Origin of the sequence: Tersicoccus solisilvae, from assembly GCF_014643255.1 — a bacterium.
Taxonomy (GTDB): Bacteria; Actinomycetota; Actinomycetes; order Actinomycetales; family Micrococcaceae; genus Tersicoccus; species Tersicoccus solisilvae.
In genome coordinates this window covers 1-24,912 of record NZ_BMJI01000008.1, presented here as the reverse complement: position 1 = coordinate 24,912, position 24,912 = coordinate 1, and the positions used below count along the sequence as shown (strand labels likewise).

The window sequence follows — 24,912 nt, the reverse complement described above, 5'->3', positions numbered from 1 at the left end:
GCCTGAGCGTTCGAGCCCGGTGTCAGCCCGCCGGCGTCGTCGAGCGGGTCCCGTAGTAGCGGCCCAGCACCTCGGCCTTGAGTTCGAGGAACGTGCCGTCCTCCAGCGCCCGGCGCGCGTCGTCGACCATCCGCACCACGAACCGCTCGTTGTGGATCGATGCGAGGGTGGCCGCGTTCATCTCCTTCGCCTTGAACAGGTGCCGCAGGTAGGCGACCGTGTAGTGCGCGCAGGTGTAGCAGTCGCAGGTCTCGTCGATGGGCGTGAACTGGCGCTTGTACTTCGCGCCGGCGAGGTTGATCCGGCCGTCCCGGGTGTAGACCGCCGAGGTGCGGGCGACGCGGGTGGGGGAGACGCAGTCGAAGGTGTCCGCGCCGTTCTCGATCGCGGTGAACACGTCGTCCGGCTCGGAGATGCCGAGCAGGTGGCGCGGCCGGTCCTCGGGCAGCTCCTGCGCGCACCAGCCGACGATCGTGCCGAGGTTCTCCTTCTCCAGCGCGCCGCCGATGCCGTAGCCGTCGAAGCCGTGGCCGGCGTCGTCCGTCATCCGTGCCAGGTCGGCGCAGGCCTTCCGGCGCAGGTCCTCGTACTGGGCGCCCTGGATGACGCCGAACAGCGCCTGGTAGGGCTTGCTCTTCCGATCCGCGGTGAGCCGGGCGTGCTCGTCGAGGCAGCGCTGGGCCCAGCGGCGGGTCCGTTCGAGGGACTCCTCCTGATAGCCCCGGGAGTTCATCAGGGTGGTCAGCTCGTCGAAGGCGAACATGATGTCCGCGCCGAGGCGGTGCTGGATGCCCATCGACACCTCGGGGGTGAACCGGTGCCGGTCGCCGTTCAGGTGCGAGCGGAACCAGACGCCGTCCTCATCGACGTTCGCGAGCCGCTCCTTGCCGGGAGCGACGGCGTCGTCGGCGCCCTGCTCGCCGGCCGGCAGGTCCATGGAGATGACCTTCTTGAAACCGCTGCCCAGGCTCATCACCTGGAAACCGCCGGAGTCGGTGAACGTGGGGCCGGGCCAGTTCATGAAGCGGCCGAGCCCGCCCGCCTCGTCGACGATGTCCGCACCGGGCTGCAGGTAGAGGTGGTAGGCGTTGGCGAGGACGGCCTGGCCGCCGAGGTCCGCGATCGCCTCCGGCAGCACCGCCTTGACCGCGGCCTGCGTGCCGACGGGGATGAAGGCGGGCGTGCGGATCTGCCCGTGCGGGGTGTCGATGATGCCCGCGCGCCCCGCCGCCGGCGACGACGTCGTCTCGTTCAGGCGGGCGGTGACGCGGAAGGAGAAGTCGCTGGGGGGCACCGGTCCATTCTGCCAGCGGCGGGAGGCGGCGGATTCCGGGTTCCGTGGTGACGCACGGCGAAAGCCGTTGATCATTGCGGTTGTGCTGTGCGGCGGCGTCGCAGGCAGCAATGCGGCGATGTTCGACCGAGGATCCCCGGCGCGTTGTCCACAGGTGTGGCGCGACGGGTGCGGGAAGGGCGGGGCCGGCGGGACGATCACGGGGTGGGAAGAGTGACGTGACGGCGCGGAGCCCGGTGCCCGGCGAGCTCGCCGGCCGGCCATTCACCGTCGGTGAAGCACGCCGAGCCGGCATGACGAGGGCGCGACTGCGCCATCGTTCGCTCGAGGCCGGTATCACGGGAGTCCGCATCCCGGACGCCCTCGGGGACGCCCTGGACGTGCGCTGCCGGGCCGCCACGACGGTCATGCCGGACGCCGTCATCAGCCACGCCACGTCCGCGGCCCTGTGGGGACTGCCGCTCCCCCTCGGGCTGCAGCGCCACGAGACCATCCACGTGACCCACGGGAGCGGGCGGCGGACCTCCTCGGCCCACCGCCGCGGCGTCACCGGCCACATCGCCGTGCTCCCGGCCGGTGACATCACCCGTGTCGGGGGCATCCGTGTCACGAACCCCGCACGAACGTTTCTCGACCTGGCAGGGACCCTTGCGCTGGACGACCTGATCGTTCTCGGCGACGCCATCGTCTGCTGCCACGACGACCCCTTCGACGGTCTGCCCGGTGTCCCGCTGACGCCCCTGAGCGAACTGCGTCGCCGGGTGCAGGTCGTCGGACGTCGGCGTGGTGTCGTCGCGGCCAGGGCGGCACTGGAGCTTGTCCGGGTCGGTGCCGATTCGCCTCCCGAGAGTCGACTGCGGTTGATGATCGTCCGGGCCGGTCTCCCGGAACCGGTGCCGAACGTGGTGATTCCGGTTCCTGCGGCCCGTCGCGTCATCCAGCCGGATCTCGCCTTCCGCGAGCACCGACTCAGCCTCCAGTACGACGGCGCTCACCACGCCGACCCGCGGCAGCACGCGCGTGACATCGAGCGTGCAGACCTGACGGCGGCCGCCGGGTGGATCGAGGTACGGATCGGTGCGGCGGACATGACCGCACTCGTCGTCGTGCCGGGCCTCGGCGTCGTGCCACGGGCGGTGGCCAAGGTGGCGGCCGCCCTCCGGGCGCGCGGCTGGTCGCGATGACCGGCACCACTCGGGGTCGAGAATCGAGGATTGGTCATTCCGGGCGTTCAGGAACAGCACTTTCTCGATGTTCGACCACATCGCCGCCGGGCCCGGTGTGAGATCGGAGTCGGCACCGGCGGCGACGGACGTGGCGGATCTCGCGTGTGAGGTGCGGAACGATGCGGGTGTTCGCGGGCGCCGAGAGGCCGCGGATGTGATGTGCTGGAAGCCGTGGCAGGTGTACGCGACTTCTTCCGGTTCGGTCCGGCACAGGCCGACCATCTCTCCGCCGCGCGGATCGCCGTCGGCATCGCGCCGCCGCTGCTGATCGTGATGGCGCTCGGCCGCGTCGATCTGGCCGTGTTCGCCGCCTTCGGCTCCTTCACCGGGATCTACGCCAAGCGGGAGACCCTGCGACGTCGTGTCATCCATCAGTCGCTCGCCGGGGCGATCATCCTCGTCTGCCTGACCCTGGGTTTGCTGTGCGCGCACGCGCAGGTCGGCGGGATGACCATCGTGCTGATCGGTTCCGTCGTCGCCGCCCTCGGGGCGGTCGTGGCCGCCTCCGTCGGGTTCAAGCCCAGCGGCTCGGTGTTCTTCGTTTTCGCGTTCACCTCGATCGCCGCCCTCCCCACGCCACCGTCCTTCCCGTCGGGAATCGGCGTCGCCGCCGCGACCGTCGCCTTCTGCGTGCTGCTGGGTTACCTCGCCCGCATCCTGCCCGGTATGGGCGGGGGCGCCCCGGTGCTCGGCGGGTCCTTCACGCGCGCGCAGCTGGCCTGGCACGGCGGCCAGTTCCTCGTCGTCGCGCTCGTCGCCGGGACCCTCGGCCAGCTCACGGGCGTCGGGCACAGCAACTGGGCGATGGTCGCCGGCATCGCGGCCATCGCGGCACCCGACGCTCCCGCCCGCGTCAGCCGTGCCGTCCACCGTGTGGTCGGCACCCTCGCCGGCGTCGCCGTGTCGGCCGTCATCCTCGGCCTGAACCCCGACCCGTGGCCGCTCGCCCTCGTCGTCATCGTGCTGCAGTTCCTCGGCGAGCTGTTCGTGATCCGGCACTACGCGACGGCGCTGATCTTCATCACCCCGCTCGCGCTGTGCATGATGCAGCTCGGCAACCCGCTGCCGGTCGAGCAGCTGGTGTTCAGCCGCGCGGTGGAGACCGTCATCGGGGCCGCCGTCGCGGTGGGGATCGTCATGCTGCTGGGACCCGCCGTCGAGCGCGTGACCCGCCGCCGCTGACGCGACGGCGGGTCAGCGTCCCCAGCCGACGTGCGCGAGCGCCTGCCGGACGAGGTTCCCGCGGCCGCCGACGAACTCGGCCTGCACCCCGTCGCTGAGGCACTCGTCCGGGGTCAGCCACGACAGCTGCAGGGCGTCCTGCCGCGGCGTGCACTCGCCGGTCACCGGCACGACGTAGGAGAGGGCGACGGCGTGCTGCCGGTCGTCCGTGTACGGCGACGGCGACGGCGACGGGAAGTACTCGGCCACCGTGAACGGCACGGGCGACGGCGGGATCTGCGGCAGCGCGAACGGCCCGAGGTCCTTCTCCAGGTGCCGCAGCAGCGCCGCCCGGATCGACTCGCGGTACAGCACGCGGCCGGAGACGAAGGTGCGGACCATCTCGCCCTCGTCGCTGGCCGTCAGCAGCAACCCCAGCTCGGTGACGTACCCGAGCGTGTCGACGCGGACGGGCAGGGCCTCCACGTACACCATGGGCAGCCGCTGGCGTGCCTCGTGGAGGTCCTCGGGCGAGAGCCATCCGGGGTAGGGATCGGGCGTGCGCACGTTGCTCATGTGCTCTGTTCTATCCGATCCGACCGCGGCCGTCTCACCGCCACGCAGCCGAACGTCCCGGTCCCGGAATCCGTCGAGGGCGATGGTCTACGCTGCCGCTCATGTCTTCCTCCGCGTCGTCCTCGAGTCCGCTCCGCCGGCGTCCGCTCTCCCTCGCCGACCGTTTCGCCGAGCCCGCGGTCCCGGGCGGACACCCCCGCCGGAATCGGCTGCTCGTCGCGGCGCTGCTCGTGGTGGCCGGCCTCGTGCTCTTCACCCGCGTCTGGGACTGGTGGACGGAGAAGGAGGACCTCTCCCGCTGGGACATCCCGCTGATGGCCTGGCTGCTCGAACGCCGCGACCCGGTGCTCACCGGCGTCCTCGAGGTCATCACCACCATCACGGCGCCGACCGGCATGATCATCATCAGCACCGCGACGGTCGTGCTCTGGCTGGCCCGCAGCCGGCACTGGTGGCGTCCGGGCCTGCTGGCCGGGGCGATGGCGGTGGCCGTGACGTGCATCGTCGCCATCAAGTCGATCGCGGGGCGCGGTCGACCGCCCGTCGCGGACATGCTGATGGGCGCCGACGCGTCCTACTCCTTCCCGTCCGGGCACACCCTCGGGACGGCGACCTTCACCTTCGTGCTCGTCTACCTGGTGTTCTTCCGCCCGGGCGAGGACGGCGGACGACGCGGGCCGGGTCGCTGGGTGGCGGCGGTCGGTGCACTGGCGCTGGTGATCGTCGTCGCCTTCAGCCGGCTCTACCTCGGCTACCACTGGCTGACCGACGTCACGGCGTCGGCGCTGCTGGCCGTCGCCATCCTCGGTGTGGTGGTCGGCATCGACACGTGGCGGCCGACGGCGCGGCGGGTGCCCGCGGTGACCGGGCCGGGGACGACGCCGCCGCCGGGGCGACGGTCAGGTTCCTGACACGCCGACGCTTCCCCTCCCGTCCGCCGGCGTCCCGCCCGCGCAGACGGCGGCGGCCTCGAACGCCATCCACGCCTGCAGCTGGGTCGAGAGCTCGACGGGGGCGCCGGGCGGGTAACTGGTCACCGCCTCGACGCCCGGATCCGCGGAGAAGATCAGCGCGCCGGCGTCCGGGCCGCCCGATCGTGGCGCCGGCGACTCGGCCGGCTCCACCCGTCGTCGCCCGGCCCACAGCGCCTCCGCGGTGTCCGTCACCAGCCGGCCGGCGGTGGCCCGCGCCGCCGGGTCCAGCCGGGCGTCGGTCGCGGCGGCGGCGAGGTAGCGGGTGAGGATGCCGGTGAACAGGCCGCCGTCGCCGTCCCCGTGCGTGACGAGCACGCGCGCGCCGGCCGGGGAGGCGCGGGTGAGCCCCGTGTCGACGGCGCGGACCAGCCGCGCCGCGGCGTCGAGGTCGGCCGGCTCGCCGAGCGCGAGCAAAGCGCCGAGCACCGGCCCCTGATTGTAGGTGTACCGGTCGCGGACGGTCTCGATGGTGGCGCCGCCGAGGCGCAGGCCGTCGAGGTAGAGCCCGGAGTCGGCGTCGAGCAGGTTCTCCCGCAGCCAGTCGGTCAGCGCACGGGTGCGCGCCGGCTCGCCCGCGCGGGCGAAGAACAGGGCGGCCGGGGCCGTGGCGGGCGTGTTCTTGAAGGTGCGCTGCGTGTTCCAGAACAGCCCGCCGCCCGCGTCGTCGGTGCTCGCGCCGATCAGCCGCGGGCCCAGCGCGGCGACGGCGTTCCGGCAGCCGCGGCCGCCCGCCCCCGTCACCGCGCGGCTGAGCGCATCGAGCCGGCCGGCGGCCAGCACGAGCCAGCCCATGTCGTCGTAGTAGTGATTCGGGTAGCGGAACAGGTTGCGCACCCGGATGCCACGCAGCAGCTGCTGACCGAGCCGCAGGGACACCACCGGCAGCCCGGCGCCGTGCTCGCGCCAGCCGGCGTCGACGAGGCAGTCGAGGTAGTGCGCCTGCCACCAGTAGTGCCAGGGCCCGCGCAGGTCCGAGGCGCGGGGGCGCGGCCACCGGATCGCTGCCAGGTGGGTGCCGGGCAGGTGCAGCAGGCGGTGGCCGAAGAGCGTGATCACCGAGCCGGCGGCGACGGCGGCCCGCACGGGCGCGGGGGAGTTCGTGGGCGCACTCATCCTCCCAGCCTACGGAGCCGGATGGCGCCGCACCGGCCCGGCGCTAGGCTGGCCCGGACGGGCGGGCCGACCGGCGCCGGCCGATCGCCACGAGCATGCCCCGGCCGCGCCATCCGCCGCGCCGGGGTCACCACGGTCACCGACATCGAAGGGGATGGCATGCAGATCGAGGGTTCCGTCGCACTGATCACGGGCGGCGCATCAGGACTGGGCGCGGCGACCGCGCGGACGCTGTACGACGCCGGCGCCGCCGTCGTCCTCGTCGACCTGCCGTCCTCCCGCGGCGCGGAGGCCGCCGCCGAGCTCGGGGAACGCGCCCGGTTCGTCCCCACCGACGTGGCCGACGAGACGCAGGTCGCCGCCGCGGTCGCCGCGGCCGGCGAGCTGGGGCCGCTGCGGATCGTCGTCAACTGCGCCGGCGTGGCCACGCCGGGCAAGGTGCTCGGCAAGGACGGGGTGCTGCCGCTGGAGCGGTTCAGCCGCGTCATCCAGGTCAACCTCATCGGCACGTTCAACGTGATCCGGCTCGCGGCCGACGCGATGAGCGCCGTCAAGCCGGTCGAGGGGGAGTTCGGCCCCGAGCGCGGCGTCATCGTCAACACGGCGTCGGTGGCGGCGTTCGACGGGCAGATCGGCCAGCCGGCGTACGCCGCGTCCAAGGGCGGGGTCGCCGCGATGACGCTGCCGCTGGCCCGCGAGTTCGCGCGCTCCCTCATCCGGGTGATGACCATCGCGCCGGGCATCTTCGAGACGCCGATGATGGCGGGGCTGCCGCAGGCCGCGCAGGACTCGCTCGGCGCCCAGGTGCCGCACCCGTCCCGGTTGGGCAAGCCCGCCGAGTACGCCGCGCTGGTGGAGCACATCGTGCGCAACCCGATGCTCAACGGCGAGACCATCCGCCTCGACGGCGCCATCCGGATGGCCCCGCGATGAGCGCGCCCGGGCGCGACGTCACGCGATTGCAGACGCTCGTCAACCGGCATCCTCTCGGGACCGCGGCGGAGCATCCCGACGGCACGGTGCGCCTGACGTTCGAGCGGGACTACCGGCACGACGTGCGCGCGGTGTGGCGGATGATCACCGACCCGGCGTACACCCCGCAGTGGTGGGCGCAGGCCAGGGGCGAGGCCCGGGAGGGCGCCGCCTTCGACCTGCGCTGGCTCAACGGCCAACCGGACCCGCTGCCCTGGTGGGAGGGCACGGTGCTGACCGCCCACGAGGACGCGGTCTTCGCCATCACCAACAGTGAGCACGGGCGGCTCGAGTTCGACCTCGCGGCCGCGAGCGACGGCGGATCCCGGGTGCGGCTGACGATCGCCACGACCCTCGCCTCCCTCGAGGTGGCGACCGTCCTGGCCGGCTGGCACGTGCACCTGGAACACCTGCACGACGCCCTCGACGGTCACCCCGTGCACTGGGACACCTGGTGGGACCAGTGGTACCCGTTGTGGGAGCGGCTGCACGCCCGCTACGAGAAGCGGCTGCTGGAGGGCTGAGCCGGGTCAGGCTGCCCGACGGCGCGGTGTGGCCCTCACCCGCGTGACGGCGGTCCAGCCGGCGACCAGCACGGCGGCCGCGATGGCGGTGACCGCGGTCGACGTCGACCGCAGCTCGCCGTCGAGCCGGGAGACCGCGATCCAGGCCAGGCCCCAGACCAGGGCGACCGCGGGCGCGACGCGACCCTCGCCCGCCAGGGCCACGGCGGCGCCGACGACGGCGACCACCGCCAGCACGAGGATCGCCCACCAGGCCGCGCCGGCACCGAGGTCGACGCCGGCGTCGGCCAGCGGTGCGGCCAGGGCGGCCGTGACGTTCGCGCACGTCGCGACGCTCACCCAGCCCAGGTACAGGCCGAACGTGCCGTCCACGAGCACGGCCTCCACCGGGCGAGGACGTGCCCCGGTGACGAGACGCCGGTACAGCACGACCAGCACCCCGAGCAGGGCCACGATCACCGGGACGGTCAGCGGCAACCACCCGGCCTGGGCGATGAGGATCCAGGCCGCGTTCAGCAGCATGGAGACGGCGGCCGGGTAGCCGGTGACCCGCTGCCGGGCGTCGGCGCGATGCCGGGGGAGGGCCTGCCAGATCGCGTAGAGCGCCAGCCCGAGGTAGATGACGCTCCAGATGCCGAACGCCGGCCGGGCGGGGGCGAGCAGCGTGGCGTCGGGTCCCAGCGCCCCGCTGGAGGCGTTCTGGATCGGCGTGCCGCCGAACGCGCCGGACCCGTACGCGGAACCGGCCAGTGCCAGCACCAGGCTGACGACGACGACGCTCTGCCGGAGCGTATCGGAGCGCCGTCCGGGCCCGTGCCGCCCGCCGTCGACGCCCGGCGGCCCGGCCGGAGCCGGGGCGGATCGATCCGGGCCGGGACGGTCAGCAGTGGAGCTCATGGAACGAGGGTATCGGCGGACCGGGGAGAGCGTACCGGGACGCCCGTCAGCGCCGGGCCCGGCGGGAGCGCCAGGCCAGGACCCCCGCGATCACCGTGCCGCTGATCAGGCCGATGCCGCTGCCGATCAGGGATCCGGCCCACACCGGCAGGTCCACCGCGGTGCCGGTGACGAAGCCGAGTCCCACGGTCCACACCGCCCACAGGGCGGAGCCGACGCCATCAAGCACCACCACGCGGCGGCCGGGGACCCGGCTGATGCCGGCGGCGGCCATCGACGCGGTCCTGCCTCCGGGCAGGAAGCGGACGGCGATCAGCGCGGCGTCGGTGGCGGACCGGCCGGCCCGGGCGATCGCGGCGTCGAGCTGCCGTCGCACCGCCCGGCCCCAGCGCCACCGCACGAGCAGTCCGGTGAGCTCGCGGCGGAACAGCAGGTACACGGCCAGGTCCCCGATCCAGCAGCCGAGGAACGCGGCGATCCACGTCAACAGCGGGTCGGCATCGCGGTGGGCGCTCATGGCGCCGGCGGTGATCGTGAGGATCTCCGCGGGCAGCGGCGGAATGAAGGCGTCGATGGCCACCGCGACGAGGATCGCCGGGTACAGCACCGGCAGGAACGACGCCAGCACACCCGGATCCACGCTCCGAGTGTAGAGCCGCAGGCCGGTGCCGGCACCGGCACCGGTCAGGGGGCCAGGCTGCGCCGGCTGGAGAAGGTGACCTCGCGGCCGGTGATCGGGTCCGTGAAGGCGACCGACCGGGCGAGCAGGCCCAGGGGCCGGGCGTGGTCGTCGGGCGCCTCGTCCTGCAGCACCGGGTAGTACCGGTCGCCGCGGATCCCCAGGCCCAACGACGCCATGTGCACGCGCAACTGGTGCGTCTTGCCGGTGCGCGGGCGCAGCCGGTACCGGCCTACCCGCTCCGCGGCCGGGTCGGACCGGTCCTCGAGCACCTCGGCGAGTTCGACGACGGTCTCCGCGTTCGGGGGACCCGGCACCTCGCGGGCCAGCAGGTAGGTAGGGGACTTCTCGATCCGGCTGCGCACCGTGACGGGCAGGTCCAGGTCGTCCCGGACCCCGGCGAGCGCCTCGTACTCCTTGCGCACCTGCCGACGCTCGAACAGCACCTGGTAGCGGCCGCGCGTGGCCGGATCCTTGGCGAAGAGGACGACGCCGGCGGTCATCCGGTCCAGCCGGTGCACCGGGGTGAGGTCGTCGATGCCGGTGCGCACCCGCAGGCGGACCAGCGCCGACTCGCTGACGTACCCGCCGCCCGGCGTGGTGGGCAGGAAGTGGGGCTTGTCCGCGACGAGCAGGTGGTCGTCCTCGTGCAGGACGTCGACGTCGAACGGGATCGGCGTCTCGGTGGGCAGGTCACGGTAGTACCAGATGAAGGTGTGGGCGCTCAGCGGGGTGGTCGCGGTCAGGCGGGTGCCGTCGGCGGCGGCCACCTCGCCGCCGTCGAACCGGGCCCGGATGCCGTCCGGATCGACGTGCCCCCACCGGTCCAGCAGGTAGTCCAGCGCCGTGGCCCAGGGGCCGTCGCCGGGCAACCGCACGCGGGTGGCGTTGACGCCGTTGCGCACGGGCAGCGGCGAGGACATCACGGCTCCAGTCTAGGGGCGGCGGTCCGGGGCGGCCGCCGGGGAAGGCATCAGTCGGCGGCCGGGACGACGGCGTCGCCCGGGTGTTCCGGGACGGGCTGGCAGCGCGGGCAGAACCAGTACTCCCGCACGTCGAGCTCGGTGTTGCCGGCCTCGGCGCGCACGATCGGCGTCCCGCACCGCCGGCAGGGCCGACCGGTCCGCCCGTACACCCAGTTCTCCTCGCCGCGCCGGGTGTTGCCGGTCGTCACGATCGCGACCGCGCTCTCCCGGTTCAGCTGCAGCAGCCGGTGGGCACGGTCGACCAGCCGGGCCAGGTCCGCCACGTCGGCGACGGCGGTGAGCGGGTGCACGCCGGTGAGGAAGCAGACCTCGCAGCGGTAGATGTTGCCGATGCCCGCGAGGTTGCGCTGGTCCAGCAGCGCCTGGCCGACGGCGCGACCGGGGTGCGCGCGCAGCCGGGTCAGGGCCTCGCCGGCGTCCCAGTCCGGGCCGAGCAGGTCGGGGCCGAGATGGCCGACGTGCTCCTCCTCCTGCGCGGTGGGGAACACCTCGAGCTTGCCGAGGGAGAAGCCGACCGCGGTGGCCGTGGCGGTCCCGAGCACCGCACGCGCCGAGTGGGCCGGCCGGCGCCATCGCCCCTGCGGCGGGTAAAGGTGCCAGGAGCCCTCCATCTTCAGGTGGGAGTGGATGGTCTGCTCGCCGATCCTCATCAACAGGTGCTTGCCGCGGGAGACGACGCCGTGCACGGTCTGCCCGGTCAGGTCGACGGTGGCGACGGACGGGACCCGCAGGTCGCAGCGGGTGAGCACCTGGCCCGCCAGGGCCCGGTCGAGGTTGCGGGCGCTGCGCCACACGGTGTCCCCCTCAGGCACGGATCCTCAGTCCTCGCGGCGTGGAGTAGAACCCGGCGTCGGCCAGCGCGGACCCGGTGGGCGTGTCCAGCACGGACCGGCCGTTGACCTTCTCGACGGCGAGCTTGTCGACGGCGCCCCGCCGCACGACGGCGACCAGGGCCCGGGCGGCCAGGGCCAGGGTGTCGGGATCCTCGTCGAAGACGAGCAGCGTCCTGCCGCCGCGTTCGACGTACAGCACGAGCGCGCCGTCGACGAGCGCGACGAGGGCCCCGGCCTTGCGCCCGGGCCGGTGTCCGGTGTCCTCGAGCGCCGGCCAGGCCAGGGCGGAGCCGTACGGGTTGGCCGGGTCCGTGGCGGCCAGGCACAGGGCCGCCGGGTCGCGCCGGGACACCTCCGTCTCCTCCGAGAAGGACCGCAGCCGGTCCACGGTGGCGGGCACGGAGAACTGCGCGGCCCCGAGCCCGTCGATGAAGTAGCCGCGGCGAGCCTGGCCCATCTCCTCGAGCCGGCTGAGCACCTTGTAGACGGTGCCGAAACCTCCCGGCGTGCCCTCGACCGCGACCGAGCCGCGGGTGAGGACCCCGTAGCGGTCCATCAACAGTTCGGCCATGGCGTGGGCCTGCACCGTGGGATCCAGTGAGGACTCGGGCAGCAGCGACCAGCGCCCGGCGGTGGTCGGCAGGGCCGACGGGCGGGACGTCTGGTTCCGGACCGCCGAGGACCGCAGATCCGGGCCCCGGCCCAGGGTCGACTCCCGGCCCACCGCGGCCAGCCCGTCGCGGCCCGGCCGGTGACCGGGCAGCCGGGACCGGCCGAACCGGCCCCCGCCGGTGCGGGCCCGGGCCGGCGCCCGCTTGGCGGTGTGCGCGGTGTGGCCACCGGCCAGCAGGGAGCGGACCGGGGCGTACGTGTCGTTGCCGACCACGCCGGCCCACACCAGGGCCCACAGGGCGGCGGCGACCTCGTCGTCGGTCGCGGGCCGCGCCGGGGACGCCGGCAACGACCCGTCGTCCGGCGCGGTCGCGGGGATGACGGCGCCCGCGGCACCGCGGACGGCGTCGGCCAGCTGCCGGAAGAACCACGCGCCGCCCCGGGAGAGGAAGTCGATGATGGCCTGCTGCAGCCCGGAGGGCACGAACAGGGGCTGTCGGGTGAGGGTGAGGTCCGCGGACTCGGCCAGGTGCAGACTGAGCCACCCGTCGTTGCCGGCCAGTTCGCCCGCGCCGCTGACCAGCACGTCGCCGGTGGCCATCAGCTCGTCGAGCATGGCCGGGGCGTAGTCGGCGACCCGGCTCGCCAGCACCAGCGGTTCCCACGCACTGGCGGGCACCGGCACCCCGGCGAGCTGGTCGACCACGGTGAGGACGCCGTCCAGGCCGCGCAGGCTGCCCCGCTCCGGGCCGATGTGCTGCCAGGCGGGCAGGAACCGCGCATACACCTCCGGGGTGACGGGCTCGATGTCGTGGCGCAGGGCGGCGAGCGAGCGCCGGCGGATGCGGCGCAGCACCTCGACGTCGCACCACTCGGTGACTCCGGCGGATCCGGCCGGCTGCAGGGAGGCGGGCCGGAACTCTCCCTCCGCGACGCGGCCCTCGGTGGCCAGGCGTTGCAGGGCGGTGGCGACGACCGCCACGCCGAGCCCCAACCGGTGCGCGGCCTCCGCGACCAGGAACGGCCCGTGGGTGCGCGCGTAGCGGCCGACCAGGTCGCCGAGCGGGTCCGGCACCGGTTCGATGAACGCGGTGGGCACGCCCATCGGCAGGGGCACCCCGGCGGCGTCCCGCAACCGGGCGGCGTCCTCGACCGCCGCATAGCGGGCGACGCCGGCGATGGACACGGCGAGCGCCCGGTTGGCCCGGACCAGCTCGTCGGCCCAGGCCGCGACCGTCGCGACCGACGCCGTGGGGGCGCCGGCGGGCTCCGCGCCGGCCGTGTCGGCCGGATCCGAGGTCGAGTTCTCCGGCGTCGGCTGCTCCGGCGCCGTGCCCCCCGGCACCGTGCTCGCCAGGGCGGCCACGTCGGAGGTGGCCCCACCCGGCGGTCCGGCCGGCCCCGCGTCGGGGTCCTCCGTGCGGGCGGCGATCTCCTCGGCGGTGAGCGGACCGAGCAGGCGCAACAGGTCGGCCACCCCCTCGGCGCCGCGGACCCGCCACCCCGGCGCGACGTGCTGCAACTGCGCCTCGGTCTGTTCGATCACGCCGGGGTCGAGCAGTTCGCGCAGCTCGGCGCGGCCGAGCAGCTCGTTGAGCAGGGTGGGGTCCAGGGACAGGGCGGCGGCGCGGCGTTCGGCCAGCGGGCTGTCGCCCTCGTACAGGAAACCGGCGATGTAGCCGAACAGCAGGGACCGGGCGAACGGGGACGGCTGCGTCGAGCTGACCTCGACCAGCCGCAGTTCGCGCCGAGCGACCTGCGCGCTGATGTCCTTCAGCGCCGGGACGTCGTACACGTCCTGCAGCACCTCGCGCACCGTCTCGAGGATGATCGGGAACGTCGGGTACTTGCGGGCCACGTCGAGCAGCTGGGCGGAGCGCTGCCGCTGCTGCCACAGAGGGGATCGCTTGCCCGGGTTGCGGCGGGGCAGCAGCAGGGCCCGCGCCGCGCACTCCCGGAACCGGGACGCGAACAGCGCCGAGCCGCCCACCTCGGCGGTGATCAGCCCGTCGAGCTCGTCCTCCTCGAACAGGAACAGCTCCGCGCCGGGCGGATCGTCCTCCATCATGGGCACGCGCAGCACGATGCCGTCGTCGCTGGCCATCGCGGCGCCGTCCAGGCCGTACCGCTCCTGCAGCCGGGCGCCGACGGCGAGGGCCCACGGCGCGTGCACGGGCATCCCGAACGGGGAGTGCAGGACGATCCGCCAGTCGCCGAGCTCGTCGTGGAAGCGTTCGACGACGAGGGTCCGGTCGTCGGGGACCTGGCCGGTCGCCTCCTTCTGCTCGCCGAGGTAGGCCAGGAGGTTGTCGCACGCCCAGTCGTCGAGTCCGCTCGCGGCCAGCCGCTCCCGGGCGACGGCGTCGTCGGCGGCGGAGAGCTCCCGCACGAACCCGCCCAGGGCCCGGCCGAGCTCGACGGGACGGCCGAGTGAGTCGCCCTTCCAGAACGGCACCTTGCCCGGCTGGCCCCAGGCGGGGGAGACGAGCACCCGGTCGTAGGTGATGTCCTCGATGCGCCAGCTGGTGGCCCCGAGCGCGAAGACGTCGCCGACCCGGGACTCGTACACCATCTCCTCGTCGAGCTCGCCCACGCGGCGCGGGTTCTTCCCGGTCTCCTCGCCGACGATGAACACGCCGAACAGGCCACGGTCCGGGATGGTGCCGCCGCTCGTGACGGCGAGCCGCTGGGCGCCGGGGCGGCCGGTGATGGTGCCCTCGGTGCGGTCCCACACGATCCGGGGCCGCAGCTCGGCGAACTCGTCCGAGGGATAGCGCCCGGCCAGCAGGTCGAGGGTCGCATCGAACGCGGACCGGGGCAGCGTCGCGAAGGGGGCACTGCGGCGGACGGTGTCGAACCACTCCTCGACGTCGATCGTGCCGAGCGCGGTGGCGGCCACGGTCTGCTGGGCGAGGATGTCCAGCGGGTTGGCGGGGATGGACAGGGACTCGATGGCCCCGGCGACCATCCGCTCCACGGTCACGGCGCTGTTGACGAGGTCGCCGCGGTGCTTGGGGAACAGCACGCCGCGGGAGATCTCGCCGACCTGGTGCCCGGCGCGGCCGACGCGCTGCAGGCCGCTGGCCACCGACGGCGGCGATTCGACCTGGATCACCAGGTCCACGGCGCCCATGTCGATGCCCAGTTCCAGCGAGCTGGTGGCGACGACGCAGCGCAGCCGGCCCGACTTGAGGTCGTCCTCGATCTCGGCGCGCTGGTCCTTGCTGACCGAGCCGTGGTGGGCGCGGGCGAGCACGGGAGGGGCGCCGGAGGTGGACCCGGCCTGGGCCATCAGCTGCGCGGGCGGCTTCGTGGCGGTGCGGGTACCCGCCGTCCCTCCCGGGACCGTCGGCGCCGCCCCGCCGTCCGTGCCGGTGGCCCACACGTCGCCCTCCTGCTCGAGCAGCTGCCGGTCCGCGTGGATCTCGTTCAGCCGGGCGGTGAGCCGTTCGGCCAGGCGCCGGGAATTGGCGAAGACGATGGTCGACCGGTTGGCCTCGATCAGGTCGACGACCTTCTCCTCGACGTGCGGCCAGATCGAGGCCTGCGGCGTCGTGCCGGCGGCGGAGCCCTCCAGCACGGGGGCGGGACCGAGCTCGGTCATGTCCTCGACCGGGACGGTGACGGTCAGGTCCCACGACTTGCCCGACGGGGGCGCGACGATCGTGACGGGCGCGTTGCCGCCGAGGAACCGCGCCACCGTCTCGCGCGGCTGGACCGTGGCGGAGAGGCCGATCCGCTGGGCCGGCCGGTCGAGCAGGGCGTCGAGGCGTTCCAGGGTGAGGGCGAGGTGGGCGCCGCGTTTGGTGCCGGCGACGGCGTGCACCTCGTCGACGATGATGGTGTGCACGTCCGTCAGGGTGTCCCGGGCCCGTGAGGTGAGCATCAGGTACAGCGACTCGGGCGTGGTGATGAGGATGTCCGGCGGGTGGGACAGCAGCTGCCGGCGGTCCGCCGGGGTCGTGTCGCCGCTGCGGACCCCGACGGTGATGTCCGGTGGCGTCTCCCCCCGCCCGCGGGCGGTCTGGGTGATGCCGATCAACGGCGCCCGCAGGTTCCGCTCGACGTCGACGCCGAGCGCCTTCAGGGGAGAGATGTAGAGCACGCGGGTGCCGCGCCTGCCGTCGTCGGCGTCCGCCGGGGCGGCACCCCGGGGGCCGAGCCCGCCGTCGCGGCCGCCGAGGAAGGAGTCGAGCGCCCACAGGAAGGCGGCCAGGGTCTTGCCGGAGCCGGTGGGGGCGACGACGAGGGCGTGCTGGCCTCCTGAGATGGCCTCCCACGCGCCGCACTGGGCGGCGGTGGGCGCCGTGAAGGCGCCCCGGAACCAGGTGCTGGTCGCGGGGCTGAACCGGTCGAGGACGTCCACGGCTCCATCATCCACCCCGCCACCGACAGAACCGGGCGGCGGGGTGGACCCGGGGGTCGGGTGGTCAGCCCACCGGCTGGAAGGCGCCGACGTGGAGCAGGATGATCTTCGGGTTCCCGCACGCGTTGGCGGCGGTGTACGGGACGAAGAGGGCGTCCGTGGCGCTGGGCGGGTACACGCGGAAGCCGTCGGCCGGCGTCAGGTTGCAGACCTGACCGTAGTTCTCCGCCCGCGTGATCTGCAGGCGCGCCTGGGCGCTGCGACCCGGCTGCAGGGTGATCGCCACGGGGGCCTGCGTCTCGTCCCGCTGGGCGGGGACGCCGATCTGCTGGCCGGTGCCGCCGCCGACGAAGGAGACGCCCGGGTAGCCGGAGAGCCGGCACGCCGCACCGGACGTGTTGCGGACCGTCAGACCGGTGTAGACGCTGCCCGCCGCACCGCCACCGGGCAGCGGGGCGACCGTGCCGGACAGGCGCGAGGCCGTGCACACCGGGGCGCTCCCGGCGGGCGGGGTGGACGGGGTCGTCGTCGGGCGCGGGCTCGCCGGTGTGCTCGGTGGTGTGCTCGGGGACGCGGTCGCGCTCGGCGTCGGGGCCGGCGAGGATGATGCCGGGCCGGACCCGGACGCGCCGGGGGTGGGCGCCGCGGTGGTGGTGGACGGAGTCGCCGAGGCCGACGACGCGGCGGTCGACGGGCCGGCGGAGGCGGAGCTGCCGGAGGCGGTGGTGTCGCCGGTCGGGCTGGGGGAGCACGCGCTCAGAGTCAGGGCGACCGCGGTGATCCCCAGCACCACCGCGGACGTCGACCTCATCGATGTCATGGGTCCAGTGTTCTGTTCCGTGCTACCCGGGTCAACGACCTGACCGTGTCGTCCTGCGACGCAGGCGCAGGTCGGAGGCCACTCGGCGCCCCTTCACGCTCAGTCGTTGAGTCGGCCCATCAACCAGTCGGGCAGGAACCGGATGCCCGGATCGAGGACCAGTTCCCGAAAGCCCAGACCGAGGAAGAAGGACTTGCGGGCCTCCTGCTCCGCGAGGGTGTCGCTCGCGTCGGGTCGGACGACGACGCTGCACCCGGCGGCCGTCGACTCGCCGATGAAGTGCCGCACGAGGGCACCGCCGCCTGGGGCCACTGGTCCAACGCCGAACGCGTGCACTCAGTGGCCCACCGACCCACCGGCATCTGAGGGCAACCACCGTCACACCGCCACCGCCACCGCCACCGTCGATCCTGGACGGTTTGCGGCGTCTTGTGAAGCCAAGTAGCCACGACACCGCCGATACGCGGCACGGAGTTGTGGACGTCCCTCCTTCCGGGCGGCAGTCTTGGACCATGCCCAATCGCACCCAGCCGTACGAGGTCTCCAACAGCGTCGCTTGGAACAAGGACGCGGCCAAGAGTTCACTGGTGGAGCTCGAACCCAATGAGAACGATCCGGCCGCCATTGTCGTCACGGGGCCATGTCCGCGATGCCATCACGACAGCGCACATGTCGAGCCACTGCTCCTCTTCAGCAACCTGGGCGAACGAGCGAGGTCCTCCGGCAGCGATCTCTTACTGCAGGCGCTTGGGCGGGTGGCAGCGAAGAACAGCGAAAGAGACGTCGAAGTCATCTGCGCCTGCGGCGTCGCACACCCAAGCACCCCCGATGCCCGGCGCGGCTGCGGTGCATCTTGGGTGCTTCACGTTTCCTGGGGATCGTGATGCCTGTTCAGGTGCGGCCAGGACCCGAGAGCGATGCACTCACCAGATCTCGCGCAGAGGCCGCCCAAGAACTACAAGCCAGTGAACTGGAGCAGATCCGGCAGCACGCGGCCAACTGGCGGAATGGACTGTCGGCGCTTCTCGGGCTCATAACCACCGTCTCCATCGTCAAGGGGCGGGACACCATCGTTGGCCTGTCACAAGGTGCCCAGGTTCTCGTCGGTGTGCTGCTCGCGTTGGCACTGGGGGCTGCATCGGTCGGCACCCTACTCAGTCTGCGCGCTGCCTACGGCTTCCCGAAGCAGCGTCCCGTGGGCCAATCACCGGGCGATCTTCGGGAGCGTCGGCGGGAGCGGGCAAAGTCCGCCAGTCGGGACCTGAGGTGGGCCGTCACACTAACGTTTCTAACCCTCTTGTTGCTTGCGGCGGGGGTAGGGGTCACCTGGTATGGGCCCCGCGGGGTTCCCGCCTACCTAGAGATTACGGACCAGGAACAGCATCGGACCTGCGGCGAGCTGGTCGAGGGAGGGGCCACTTCGGTCACCCTGGAGGCCTCGGGGACAAGGAGCAAGGTTCCGCTGCAGGATGTGGTGGCAATGGAGGTAGTGGGGCGCTGCTCATCCTGAGTTCCGAACGCTCCATCGCGGCGCGGCGGTCGCACCCCGCTCCATGGCGCTCATGAGAAGTGGACGCGTCGCCGACCAGAGCTGCTCCATGGCGAACTGCAGGCTCTCGGCGAGTTCGACGGCACTGCGCGCGTGCTCAGGATCTAGTATCCGGTCTAGGAACCGTCGGGTCACCTCGCGGCGCTGACTCGACGGGGGGTGTGATCCGAGGGTCGTCGCGTTCTCGTCGCCAGAACGTAGCAGCGACGTCGCCTTGTCCATCACGTCCATCGCGCTGAAAAATGTATCCACGCCAATGAAACACATAGCCGGTTCAATGCGTCGTTCACGGTGTATCGACTGCAGCGTCAGCGCGGTACCGTAGATGTCGGCTTCGTGCTCCTGCATCCAGTTGTAGTTAATTTCGTCCACCTCGTCCGCGGCGAGCATGCCCGCGCTGCGCGCGGCTTCGCCGAGGTGCATGCCGATTACGTGCCCGTACTCATGACCCAGCACAAAGCATTCCATTGACTCTCTGATGGTGTCGGACAGAGCAAAGTATTCACTCTCCACATAATACTGCCGGGCATTGCTGGGGCGGCCTGAAATCGAATAGGCTAGGACGACGTCTGCAAAGCGCTCGACCACGTCCTTCTTGGCTCTAATGCGGTCAGCCACTTCATCTTTATCAACTGAGTACAAGAGTCCCCCCTCGGGTGTTCGCCTAACTGGGAGAGCTCGAGCCAACGCCTTGCTGAAAAGGAGTGCGAAGATGAACAATTGGTCCTCAAAGAGGACAAGGTGATCTGCTGAGTTCGGCACGGCGATGGTCATCGCGTTGACCTGACCAGTGGGCAACGAGCCGAAGGCTGGGGATTCGCGCATAGGCAGGCCCATTGTCTGCACAGAAGTCTCGATCCAGTTCGACAGGGAGTGAAGAATGCCGTACCAGCCAGGGTGCTCGAAGCGGGTCCGTGGGGCCGGACCCTCCTCCATGTCACGCACCAGCTCCTCGGCATCCTTCTCAATCTCTTCTGCAGGCGCGGTCGGTCGCCGAGCGCGCAGAAAAAGGCGAGCCTGCTCGAGCAAGAAGTCCCCCGGGAATACCTGCGGCGCTTCGCCAAGCTGAGAATAGATGTGTTCTTGCAATTGCTCAAGAAACTGATACGGGTCCTGCGTCATTGTCGACCTTCCCCATAGCCGTGAATCTCTACTTCATCCTCGGCGCCTAGCCGCGGGTACGGATATCCTGCCAGCTTGCGCCTAGGGGGCGCTAGCTAGCTTAGGCGCGAACGTCAGACCGATCGGATACTGGACGCAAGTTCGGGAGTATTCACTCCGGACCACGTGGCACTCGACGGCGCCCGCCTGCGTGCCGTTGTCGCGTGGAGTGATGTTGAGCCCCTACGGTGTTACCACCGCGACTGAAGAACGTTGGCGTCCCACCTGAACAGTGTTCTGCCGGTACTGCCCGGGTCAACGACCGCCGCGTGTCGTTATCGGATGTTCATGCACGTCGGAGGGCCCTCAGCCGAGGTCGTTGGGGCGGCCCATCAACCAGTCGGGCAGGAACCGGATGCCCGGGTCCAGGCGCAGCGGCGTGAAGCCGAGGTCGATGAAGAACGCCTGCCGGGCGGCCTGCTCCTCCGCGGAGTCGGTCTGGTCCGGCCGGACGACGACCATGCTGCAGCCGGCCGCGACGGACGCGCCGATGAAGTGCCGGACGAGGGCGCGGCCGATGCCGGTGCGGCGGTGGGCGGGATGGACGAACAGTTCGGCGAGCCAGGAGCCGTCGGTGCCGGCGAGATGATGGAAGTCGACGAGGGCGTTCCAGTCGCGGAACCGGTGGTGGCCCGTGAGGAAGCCGACGAGCCGCCCGTCCACCTCCGCGACCGTCGCCGGGAGGTTCGGGGTCTGCGGTCCGAAGGACGCCGTCTTGCCCGGTTTCCAGCCGGTGAGCAGCTCGCTCAGTTCCGGGACGTGCCGGGACTCGGGGTGAAAGATGTGCGGCCCGTCGGCCATCGCAGTCCTCCGTGTCGATGATGCCCGCGTCGGTCCCCCGCACGCGCACGCCCGGGGGATCGGCTCACGTCTCGGCCAGCTGGTGCCAGAGCCCGTCGGCCAGCTCCCGGGCCAGGAACCCGATCGGCCCCACCTGCCGGGCGATGCGCTCCCCGGCCGAGTTGTGCAGCCAGGTGGCCCACAGGCCGGCGGTCTGCGGCGAGGCGCCCCGGGCGAGCAGGCCGCCGGCCGCCCCGACGAGCACGTCGCCGCTGCCGGACGTGCCGAGCCCCGGCCCACCGGCACGGACCTCGTACAGTCCGTCGGGACCGGCGACGACGCCTCCGCAGCTGACGACGGCGTCGAACCGGCGGGCCGTGTCGCGGGCACCCGTGGCCTCGTCGCGCGGTTCCCTGCCGAGCAGCAGCCCGACCTCGGTCTGATTGGGGGTGAGCAGCAGCCGGCCGGCCACGGGCTCGGCCAGCTCCGGGTGGTGGGCCAGCGCGCCGAGCGCGAAGGCGTCGAGGGCGACGGCGGTGTCCGGCGCCAGCCGGGGCAGCAGGCCCCGCAGCAGGACGGTGGTCTGCTCGATGTCCGTCAGGCCGGGCCCGATCACGACGGCGTCGGCGTCCTCGGCCAGCAGCGTGTCCGCGCAGTCGCCGAGGACGGACCCGTCCGCGTCCTCCGGCAGCCCCACCACCCCGGCCTCGGGGAAGGACACGGCGACCGCGGGGGAGACGGACTCGGCGATCGCCAGGGTCAGCCGCCCGGCGCCGACCCGCAGGGCGGCGAGGCCGGTGAGGGCGGCCGCGCCCGGGGTGCGGCGGGAGCCACCGATCACGAGCACGGACCCGCGTTGCCGCTTGCCTCCGCTCGCCTCGGGGAGGGGGTGCCGGCGCAGGGTCCGCGGCGTCACGCGGTCAGGGCGTCGTGTCATCGGTCTCTCCACTGTGTCGCGTGACGGCGGCATCGTGCCGGGTGAGGTGGGCGACGTCGTTGACGGTGACGGCCCGCCAGCCCGGTTCGGTGCCGGAGGCGCCGTCGATCCGTTCGAGCACGGTGACCGCGGCGTTCGGCATCGGGTTGACCCGGGCATCCTCGAGCAGGTCCTGCTCCTCCACGCGCTCGCACACGTAGCGGATCAGGGACACGACGGCGTCGTGGCAGACGATGAGCACGTCGTCGTCGTGTCCTTCGCCGGCGGAGCTCTCGATGTCGGCCAGCAGGGAGCGCACCCGCAGGGCCACGTCGGCCCAGGACTCGCCGCCGGGCGGCCGGTAGTAGAACTTGCCCAGGTACTGGCGGCGCTCGGCCTCGCTCGGGTGGAGGGCGCGGACGCCCCGGCCGGTCAGCGCGTCCAGGATGCCGAGTTCGCGGTCGCGCAGCCGCTCGTCGACCCGCGGGGTCAGGTCGAGCCCGCCGGTGCGCAGGGCGATCTCGGTGGTCTGCCGCGCCCGTACGTAGGGGGACACCCACACGGACACCGGCCGCAGCCGGGCCCCCGCGTCGGCGAGGTGGTGGCCGAGCGCCTCGGCCTGCTCCCGTCCGGTCGCCGACAGTTCGACGTCGGCGTCGCGGGCGGGCACCGCGATGCGCTCGGCGCCGGCGGCGTCGGCCTCGGCGGCGGCCCGGTTCGCCTCGCTCTCCCCGTGCCGGGCGAGGATCAGCCGGCGCACCCGGCCGTAGCCACTCACCGTCCGCCCTCGATCTTCCGGGACCGCTGCGCGCTGCCGGCCGGGCCGTAGGGGTAGTCGGGCCAGCCGGGATCGCTCGCGTCGGTGAGGGTGGCCAGCTCGTCGGCGGTCAACGTCAGGTCAGCCGCCGCGAGATTGTCCGTGAGCTGGTCCAGGGATCGGGCGCCGAGGATCACGGAGGTGACCGCGGGCTGCGCGGCGACCCAGGCCAGGGCGACCTGGGCGGGGCTGACCCCGTGGTCCTTCGCGATCGCGGTGACGGCATCGACCACGCGCCAGGTGGCCTCCTGCGCGTTGCGTTCGGCGTAGGCCTCCATGCCACGCTTCGGGTTCTCGCCCAGGCGGGTTCTGCCGGTGGGCTCCGCGTCGCGCTGGTACTTGCCGGTCAGCCAGCCACCGGCCAGCGGCGACCAGGGCAGCAGGCCGATGCCGGCGTCGAGCGCGGCCGGCACGACCTCGGCCTCGATGCCCCGGACCAGCAGGTTGTACTGCGGCTGCAGGGTCACGGGCGGGTGCCAGCCGTGGGCGCGGGCCTCGTGCACGGCCTTGGTCAGCTGCCAGCCGGTGTAGTTCGAGAACCCGTAGTACCCGATGTGCCCGGCGGTGACGGCGTCGTCGAGGAACTGCAGGGTCTCGTCGAGCGGGGTGATGGGGTCCCAGGCGTGCATCTGGTACAGGTCGATGTGGTCGACCTGGAGCCGGCGCAGGGAGTCCTCGAGCGCCCGGCGGAGGTGCCGGCGGGAGGTGCCGAGATCGTTCGGGCCCTCGCCCATGGGGAACCGGCCCTTGGTGGCGAGCACGACGCGGTCCCGGCGGGAGGCGTCGCTGCTGAACCAGCCGCCGATGATCTCCTCGGAGGTGCCCCCCGTGTAGACGTCGGCGGTGTCGAGGAGGGTGCCGCCGGCGTCCACGTAGGCGTCGAGCAGCTGGTGGGAGGTCTCGACGTCGGCCTCCGCGCCGAACGTCATGGTGCCCAGGGCGTAGGCGGAGACGACGGCGCCGCTGCGCCCGAGGGTGCGGTAGTCCATGGGGTGTCCTCTCGGTGGTCCGATCGATGACAGCCGGACCCGGGCTTCTTCAGGCCCCGACACTGCTCTCACGCTATACCGTGTCGCGCCGGTCACACCGGGGAACTCGGCAGCGCACGCTCCCGCGGGCCTCTCGCGGCCGCGTCGCCCACTGTCCCGGACGCACGAAGGGCCCCGACCTGGCGGTCGGGGCCCTTCAGGATGCCTACGCATCAATCGGCGGTGACGGTGGGATTTGAACCCACGTTGGCTTTGACACCAAACAACATTTCGAGTGTTGCACCTTCGGCCGCTCGGACACGTCACCAACCCGGATACTGTACCGGCTCGCCGGCGCGGGAGACGAATCGGTGCGCGCTCGCGGCGCCGGCTACCGGTGCCCGGCGAAGAAGTCCCGCAGCAGGGCGGCGCACTCGTCCTCGCGGACCCGGGGGTAGACCTCCACCCAGTGGTTCAGCCGGGGCTCCCGCAGCACCTCGAACACGGACCCGGCGGCACCGGCCTTCGTGTCCCAGGCCCCGAACACGACGCGGGGGATGCGGGCGAGCACGGTCGCCCCGGCACACATGGCGCACGGCTCCAGGGTGATGACGAGGGTGCAGTCGTCCAGCCGCCAGCGGCCGAGCCGGACCGCCGCCGCCCGGATCGCCAGCACCTCGGCGTGCGCGGTCGGGTCGGCGTCGGCCTCCCGACGGTTGTGCCCGGCTCCCAGCACCGTGCCGTCCGGGCCGACGACGACGGCGCCGATCGGGACGTCGTCGTGCACCAGGGCCGCGGTCGCCTCCGCCAGGGCCAGCCCCATCCAGGCGCGGTGACGTCCGGGCAGGTCGGACGGCGGGCCGGGGGCGGGCCGCGGCTCGGGGATGGGCATGGTGTCATTGTGCCCGCTGGTAGTTTGGGCACCATGCGCGTCAGCCACGTCGACCACCCCCTCGTCGCCCACAAGCTCTCCGTGCTTCGCGACGAGGGCACCAACTCGCCGGTGTTCCGGCAGCTGACCGAGGAACTGGTGACGCTGCTGGCGTACGAGGCCACGCGCAACGTCCGGGTGCACGACGTCGAGGTCGTCACCCCCGTCGCCACCACCACGGGCACCGGTCTGGACAAGCCGACTCCGCTCGTCGTGCCGATCCTGCGGGCCGGTCTGGGCATGCTCGAGGGCATGACCCGGCTGGTCCCCACCGCCGAGGTCGGCTTCCTCGGCATGGCCCGCAACGAGCAGACCCTCGAGGCGGTCACGTACGCCGAGCGGCTGCCCGACGACCTGACCGGCCGGCAGGTGTTCGTCCTCGACCCGATGCTCGCCACCGGCGGCACCCTGCGCGAGGCGATCAACTTCCTCTTCGCCCGGGGCGCCGAGGACGTCACCTGCATCTGCCTGCTGGCCGCGCCCGAGGGACTGGCCGCGCTCGAGGAGACGCTCGGCGACAACGACCGGGTCACGATCGTGCTCGCCTCGATCGACGAGCGACTCGACGAGAACGGCTACATCGTGCCGGGCCTCGGCGACGCCGGCGACCGGCTCTACGGCGTCGTCGACTGACCCTCGTCCTCCTCTTTTCTGCGCCAGGTCGTCAATAGCGGGCTGGGGCCTTGCGGCCCGCGTGGAGCGGGAGAAACATGTGGGTTGGGTCGCCTGTCGACGTCGGACATCCATGGTGCCAGGG

At 72.6% G+C, this 24,912-nt stretch carries 24 protein-coding genes and 1 tRNA gene; 8 read left to right on the top strand and 17 right to left on the bottom strand.

What is annotated here, in order from left to right; all coding sequences use genetic code 11:
• Positions 1-22 precede the first annotated feature (22 nt).
• A complete protein-coding gene (tgt, locus tag IEX22_RS08295; protein WP_188667873.1) occupies positions 23-1,369 on the bottom strand; it encodes a tRNA guanosine(34) transglycosylase Tgt in 1,347 nt (448 codons plus the stop codon).
• A gap of 218 nt (positions 1,370-1,587) precedes the next feature.
• Here tgt and IEX22_RS08290 point away from each other — a divergent pair, with 218 nt between their 5' ends.
• A complete protein-coding gene (locus IEX22_RS08290; protein WP_188667872.1) occupies positions 1,588-2,478 on the top strand; it encodes a putative endonuclease domain-containing protein in 891 nt (296 codons plus the stop codon).
• A gap of 213 nt (positions 2,479-2,691) precedes the next feature.
• Complete coding sequence (locus IEX22_RS08285; RefSeq protein WP_188667871.1) at positions 2,692-3,702, top strand: FUSC family protein; 1,011 nt, start codon at positions 2,692-2,694, stop codon at positions 3,700-3,702.
• Positions 3,703-3,714: 12 nt separating this feature from the next.
• Here the strand turns inward: IEX22_RS08285 and IEX22_RS08280 are convergent, their stop codons facing one another.
• The gene (locus IEX22_RS08280; RefSeq protein WP_188667870.1) at positions 3,715-4,257 is read right to left on the bottom strand and encodes an NUDIX hydrolase family protein; all 543 of its coding nucleotides are present in this window, start codon (positions 4,255-4,257) and stop codon (positions 3,715-3,717) included.
• 101 nt (positions 4,258-4,358) lie between these two features.
• Between IEX22_RS08280 and IEX22_RS08275 the strand changes: the two genes are divergently transcribed.
• Complete coding sequence (locus IEX22_RS08275) at positions 4,359-5,168, top strand: phosphatase PAP2 family protein (RefSeq protein ID WP_188667869.1); 810 nt, start codon at positions 4,359-4,361, stop codon at positions 5,166-5,168.
• On the opposite strand, the gene IEX22_RS08270 is transcribed toward IEX22_RS08275, so the two are convergent.
• A complete protein-coding gene (locus tag IEX22_RS08270) occupies positions 5,157-6,344 on the bottom strand; it encodes a glycoside hydrolase family 76 protein (RefSeq protein ID WP_188667868.1) in 1,188 nt (395 codons plus the stop codon). The genes IEX22_RS08275 and IEX22_RS08270 overlap by 12 nt on opposite strands.
• Before the next feature lie 159 nt (positions 6,345-6,503).
• Between IEX22_RS08270 and IEX22_RS08265 the strand changes: the two genes are divergently transcribed.
• Positions 6,504-7,277, top strand: a complete 774-nt coding sequence (locus IEX22_RS08265) for a 3-hydroxyacyl-CoA dehydrogenase (protein WP_188667867.1) — start codon at positions 6,504-6,506, stop codon at positions 7,275-7,277.
• Entirely contained in the window at positions 7,274-7,840 is a 567-nt protein-coding gene (locus tag IEX22_RS08260; protein WP_188667866.1) for an SRPBCC domain-containing protein, read from the top strand. The genes IEX22_RS08265 and IEX22_RS08260 overlap by 4 nt, the downstream gene beginning before the upstream one ends.
• A 6-nt stretch (positions 7,841-7,846) precedes the next feature.
• On the opposite strand, the gene IEX22_RS08255 is transcribed toward IEX22_RS08260, so the two are convergent.
• The 6 genes from IEX22_RS08255 to IEX22_RS08230 form a co-directional block, all read right to left on the bottom strand.
• Positions 7,847-8,737 (bottom strand): TspO-related membrane protein, encoded by an 891-nt coding sequence (locus IEX22_RS08255; protein WP_229659875.1) that lies wholly within the window; start codon positions 8,735-8,737, stop codon positions 7,847-7,849.
• A 46-nt stretch (positions 8,738-8,783) separates the two neighbouring features.
• Positions 8,784-9,377 carry a DedA family protein gene (locus tag IEX22_RS08250; RefSeq protein ID WP_188667865.1) on the bottom strand — a complete coding sequence of 198 codons (594 nt, stop codon included), beginning with the start codon at positions 9,375-9,377 and terminating at the stop codon, positions 8,784-8,786.
• Positions 9,378-9,421: 44 nt separating this feature from the next.
• Entirely contained in the window at positions 9,422-10,339 is a 918-nt protein-coding gene (locus IEX22_RS08245) for a pseudouridine synthase (RefSeq protein WP_188667947.1), read from the bottom strand.
• Positions 10,340-10,389: 50 nt separating this feature from the next.
• Entirely contained in the window at positions 10,390-11,214 is an 825-nt protein-coding gene (locus tag IEX22_RS08240) for a DNA-formamidopyrimidine glycosylase family protein (protein WP_188667864.1), read from the bottom strand.
• Positions 11,207-16,213: an Lhr family helicase gene (locus IEX22_RS08235; protein ID WP_229659874.1), complete on the bottom strand. Its 5,007-nt coding sequence runs from the start codon at positions 16,211-16,213 to the stop codon at positions 11,207-11,209. Before IEX22_RS08235 ends, IEX22_RS08240 begins: the two co-directional genes overlap by 8 nt.
• Positions 16,214-16,277: 64 nt before the next feature.
• Positions 16,278-16,703: a DUF4232 domain-containing protein gene (locus tag IEX22_RS08230; protein WP_188667862.1), complete on the bottom strand. Its 426-nt coding sequence runs from the start codon at positions 16,701-16,703 to the stop codon at positions 16,278-16,280.
• Here IEX22_RS08230 and IEX22_RS08225 point away from each other — a divergent pair.
• A complete protein-coding gene (locus tag IEX22_RS08225) occupies positions 16,696-17,076 on the top strand; it encodes a hypothetical protein (RefSeq protein ID WP_188667861.1) in 381 nt (126 codons plus the stop codon). The genes IEX22_RS08230 and IEX22_RS08225 overlap by 8 nt on opposite strands.
• 56 nt (positions 17,077-17,132) lie before the next feature.
• On the opposite strand, the gene IEX22_RS08220 is transcribed toward IEX22_RS08225, so the two are convergent.
• Positions 17,133-17,321 carry a hypothetical protein gene (locus IEX22_RS08220; protein WP_188667860.1) on the bottom strand — a complete coding sequence of 63 codons (189 nt, stop codon included), beginning with the start codon at positions 17,319-17,321 and terminating at the stop codon, positions 17,133-17,135.
• Positions 17,322-17,545: 224 nt separating this feature from the next.
• Between IEX22_RS08220 and IEX22_RS08215 the strand changes: the two genes are divergently transcribed.
• Positions 17,546-17,917: a hypothetical protein gene (locus IEX22_RS08215; RefSeq protein ID WP_188667859.1), complete on the top strand. Its 372-nt coding sequence runs from the start codon at positions 17,546-17,548 to the stop codon at positions 17,915-17,917.
• 617 nt (positions 17,918-18,534) lie between these two features.
• Here IEX22_RS08215 and IEX22_RS08210 read toward each other — a convergent pair.
• The 7 genes from IEX22_RS08210 to tadA form a co-directional block, all read right to left on the bottom strand.
• Positions 18,535-19,704 carry a M48 family metalloprotease gene (locus tag IEX22_RS08210; protein WP_188667858.1) on the bottom strand — a complete coding sequence of 390 codons (1,170 nt, stop codon included), beginning with the start codon at positions 19,702-19,704 and terminating at the stop codon, positions 18,535-18,537.
• A 345-nt stretch (positions 19,705-20,049) separates the two neighbouring features.
• The gene (locus IEX22_RS08205; RefSeq protein WP_188667857.1) at positions 20,050-20,544 is read right to left on the bottom strand and encodes a GNAT family N-acetyltransferase; all 495 of its coding nucleotides are present in this window, start codon (positions 20,542-20,544) and stop codon (positions 20,050-20,052) included.
• Between the two features lie 64 nt (positions 20,545-20,608).
• Positions 20,609-21,460: an ADP-dependent NAD(P)H-hydrate dehydratase gene (locus tag IEX22_RS08200; RefSeq protein ID WP_188667856.1), complete on the bottom strand. Its 852-nt coding sequence runs from the start codon at positions 21,458-21,460 to the stop codon at positions 20,609-20,611.
• Complete coding sequence (locus tag IEX22_RS08195; protein ID WP_229659873.1) at positions 21,444-22,217, bottom strand: histidine phosphatase family protein; 774 nt, start codon at positions 22,215-22,217, stop codon at positions 21,444-21,446. Before IEX22_RS08195 ends, IEX22_RS08200 begins: the two co-directional genes overlap by 17 nt.
• Complete coding sequence (locus IEX22_RS08190) at positions 22,214-23,245, bottom strand: aldo/keto reductase (protein ID WP_188667855.1); 1,032 nt, start codon at positions 23,243-23,245, stop codon at positions 22,214-22,216. Before IEX22_RS08190 ends, IEX22_RS08195 begins: the two co-directional genes overlap by 4 nt.
• A 220-nt stretch (positions 23,246-23,465) precedes the next feature.
• A tRNA-Ser gene (locus tag IEX22_RS08185) sits at positions 23,466-23,552 on the bottom strand.
• Between the two features lie 63 nt (positions 23,553-23,615).
• On the bottom strand, positions 23,616-24,116 hold the full coding sequence (tadA, locus tag IEX22_RS08180) for a tRNA adenosine(34) deaminase TadA (protein ID WP_229659872.1): 501 nt from the start codon (positions 24,114-24,116) through the stop codon (positions 23,616-23,618).
• 33 nt (positions 24,117-24,149) lie between these two features.
• Between tadA and upp the strand changes: the two genes are divergently transcribed.
• Positions 24,150-24,788, top strand: coding sequence for a uracil phosphoribosyltransferase (gene upp / locus IEX22_RS08175; RefSeq protein ID WP_188667854.1), 639 nt, complete (start codon positions 24,150-24,152; stop codon positions 24,786-24,788).
• Positions 24,789-24,912 lie beyond the last annotated feature (124 nt).

What these genes read in the sequence shown, in the direction of transcription:
- IEX22_RS08190 (WP_188667855.1), bottom strand. Translation starts at nt 23,245, where the DNA reads ATGGACTACCGCACCCTCGGGCGCAGCGGCGCCGTCGTCTCCGCCTAC.
- IEX22_RS08260 (WP_188667866.1), top strand. Translation starts at nt 7,274, where the DNA reads ATGAGCGCGCCCGGGCGCGACGTCACGCGATTGCAGACGCTCGTCAAC.
- IEX22_RS08215 (WP_188667859.1), top strand. Translation starts at nt 17,546, where the DNA reads ATGCCCAATCGCACCCAGCCGTACGAGGTCTCCAACAGCGTCGCTTGG.
- IEX22_RS08255 (WP_229659875.1), bottom strand. Translation starts at nt 8,737, where the DNA reads ATGAGCTCCACTGCTGACCGTCCCGGCCCGGATCGATCCGCCCCGGCT.
- upp (WP_188667854.1), top strand. Translation starts at nt 24,150, where the DNA reads ATGCGCGTCAGCCACGTCGACCACCCCCTCGTCGCCCACAAGCTCTCC.
- IEX22_RS08275 (WP_188667869.1), top strand. Translation starts at nt 4,359, where the DNA reads ATGTCTTCCTCCGCGTCGTCCTCGAGTCCGCTCCGCCGGCGTCCGCTC.
- IEX22_RS08265 (WP_188667867.1), top strand. Translation starts at nt 6,504, where the DNA reads ATGCAGATCGAGGGTTCCGTCGCACTGATCACGGGCGGCGCATCAGGA.
- tadA (WP_229659872.1), bottom strand. Translation starts at nt 24,116, where the DNA reads ATGCCCATCCCCGAGCCGCGGCCCGCCCCCGGCCCGCCGTCCGACCTG.
- IEX22_RS08245 (WP_188667947.1), bottom strand. Translation starts at nt 10,339, where the DNA reads ATGTCCTCGCCGCTGCCCGTGCGCAACGGCGTCAACGCCACCCGCGTG.
- IEX22_RS08200 (WP_188667856.1), bottom strand. Translation starts at nt 21,460, where the DNA reads ATGACACGACGCCCTGACCGCGTGACGCCGCGGACCCTGCGCCGGCAC.
- IEX22_RS08280 (WP_188667870.1), bottom strand. Translation starts at nt 4,257, where the DNA reads ATGAGCAACGTGCGCACGCCCGATCCCTACCCCGGATGGCTCTCGCCC.
- IEX22_RS08290 (WP_188667872.1), top strand. Translation starts at nt 1,588, where the DNA reads ATGACGAGGGCGCGACTGCGCCATCGTTCGCTCGAGGCCGGTATCACG.
- tgt (WP_188667873.1), bottom strand. Translation starts at nt 1,369, where the DNA reads ATGATCAACGGCTTTCGCCGTGCGTCACCACGGAACCCGGAATCCGCC.
- IEX22_RS08210 (WP_188667858.1), bottom strand. Translation starts at nt 19,704, where the DNA reads ATGACGCAGGACCCGTATCAGTTTCTTGAGCAATTGCAAGAACACATC.
- IEX22_RS08205 (WP_188667857.1), bottom strand. Translation starts at nt 20,544, where the DNA reads ATGGCCGACGGGCCGCACATCTTTCACCCCGAGTCCCGGCACGTCCCG.
- IEX22_RS08270 (WP_188667868.1), bottom strand. Translation starts at nt 6,344, where the DNA reads ATGAGTGCGCCCACGAACTCCCCCGCGCCCGTGCGGGCCGCCGTCGCC.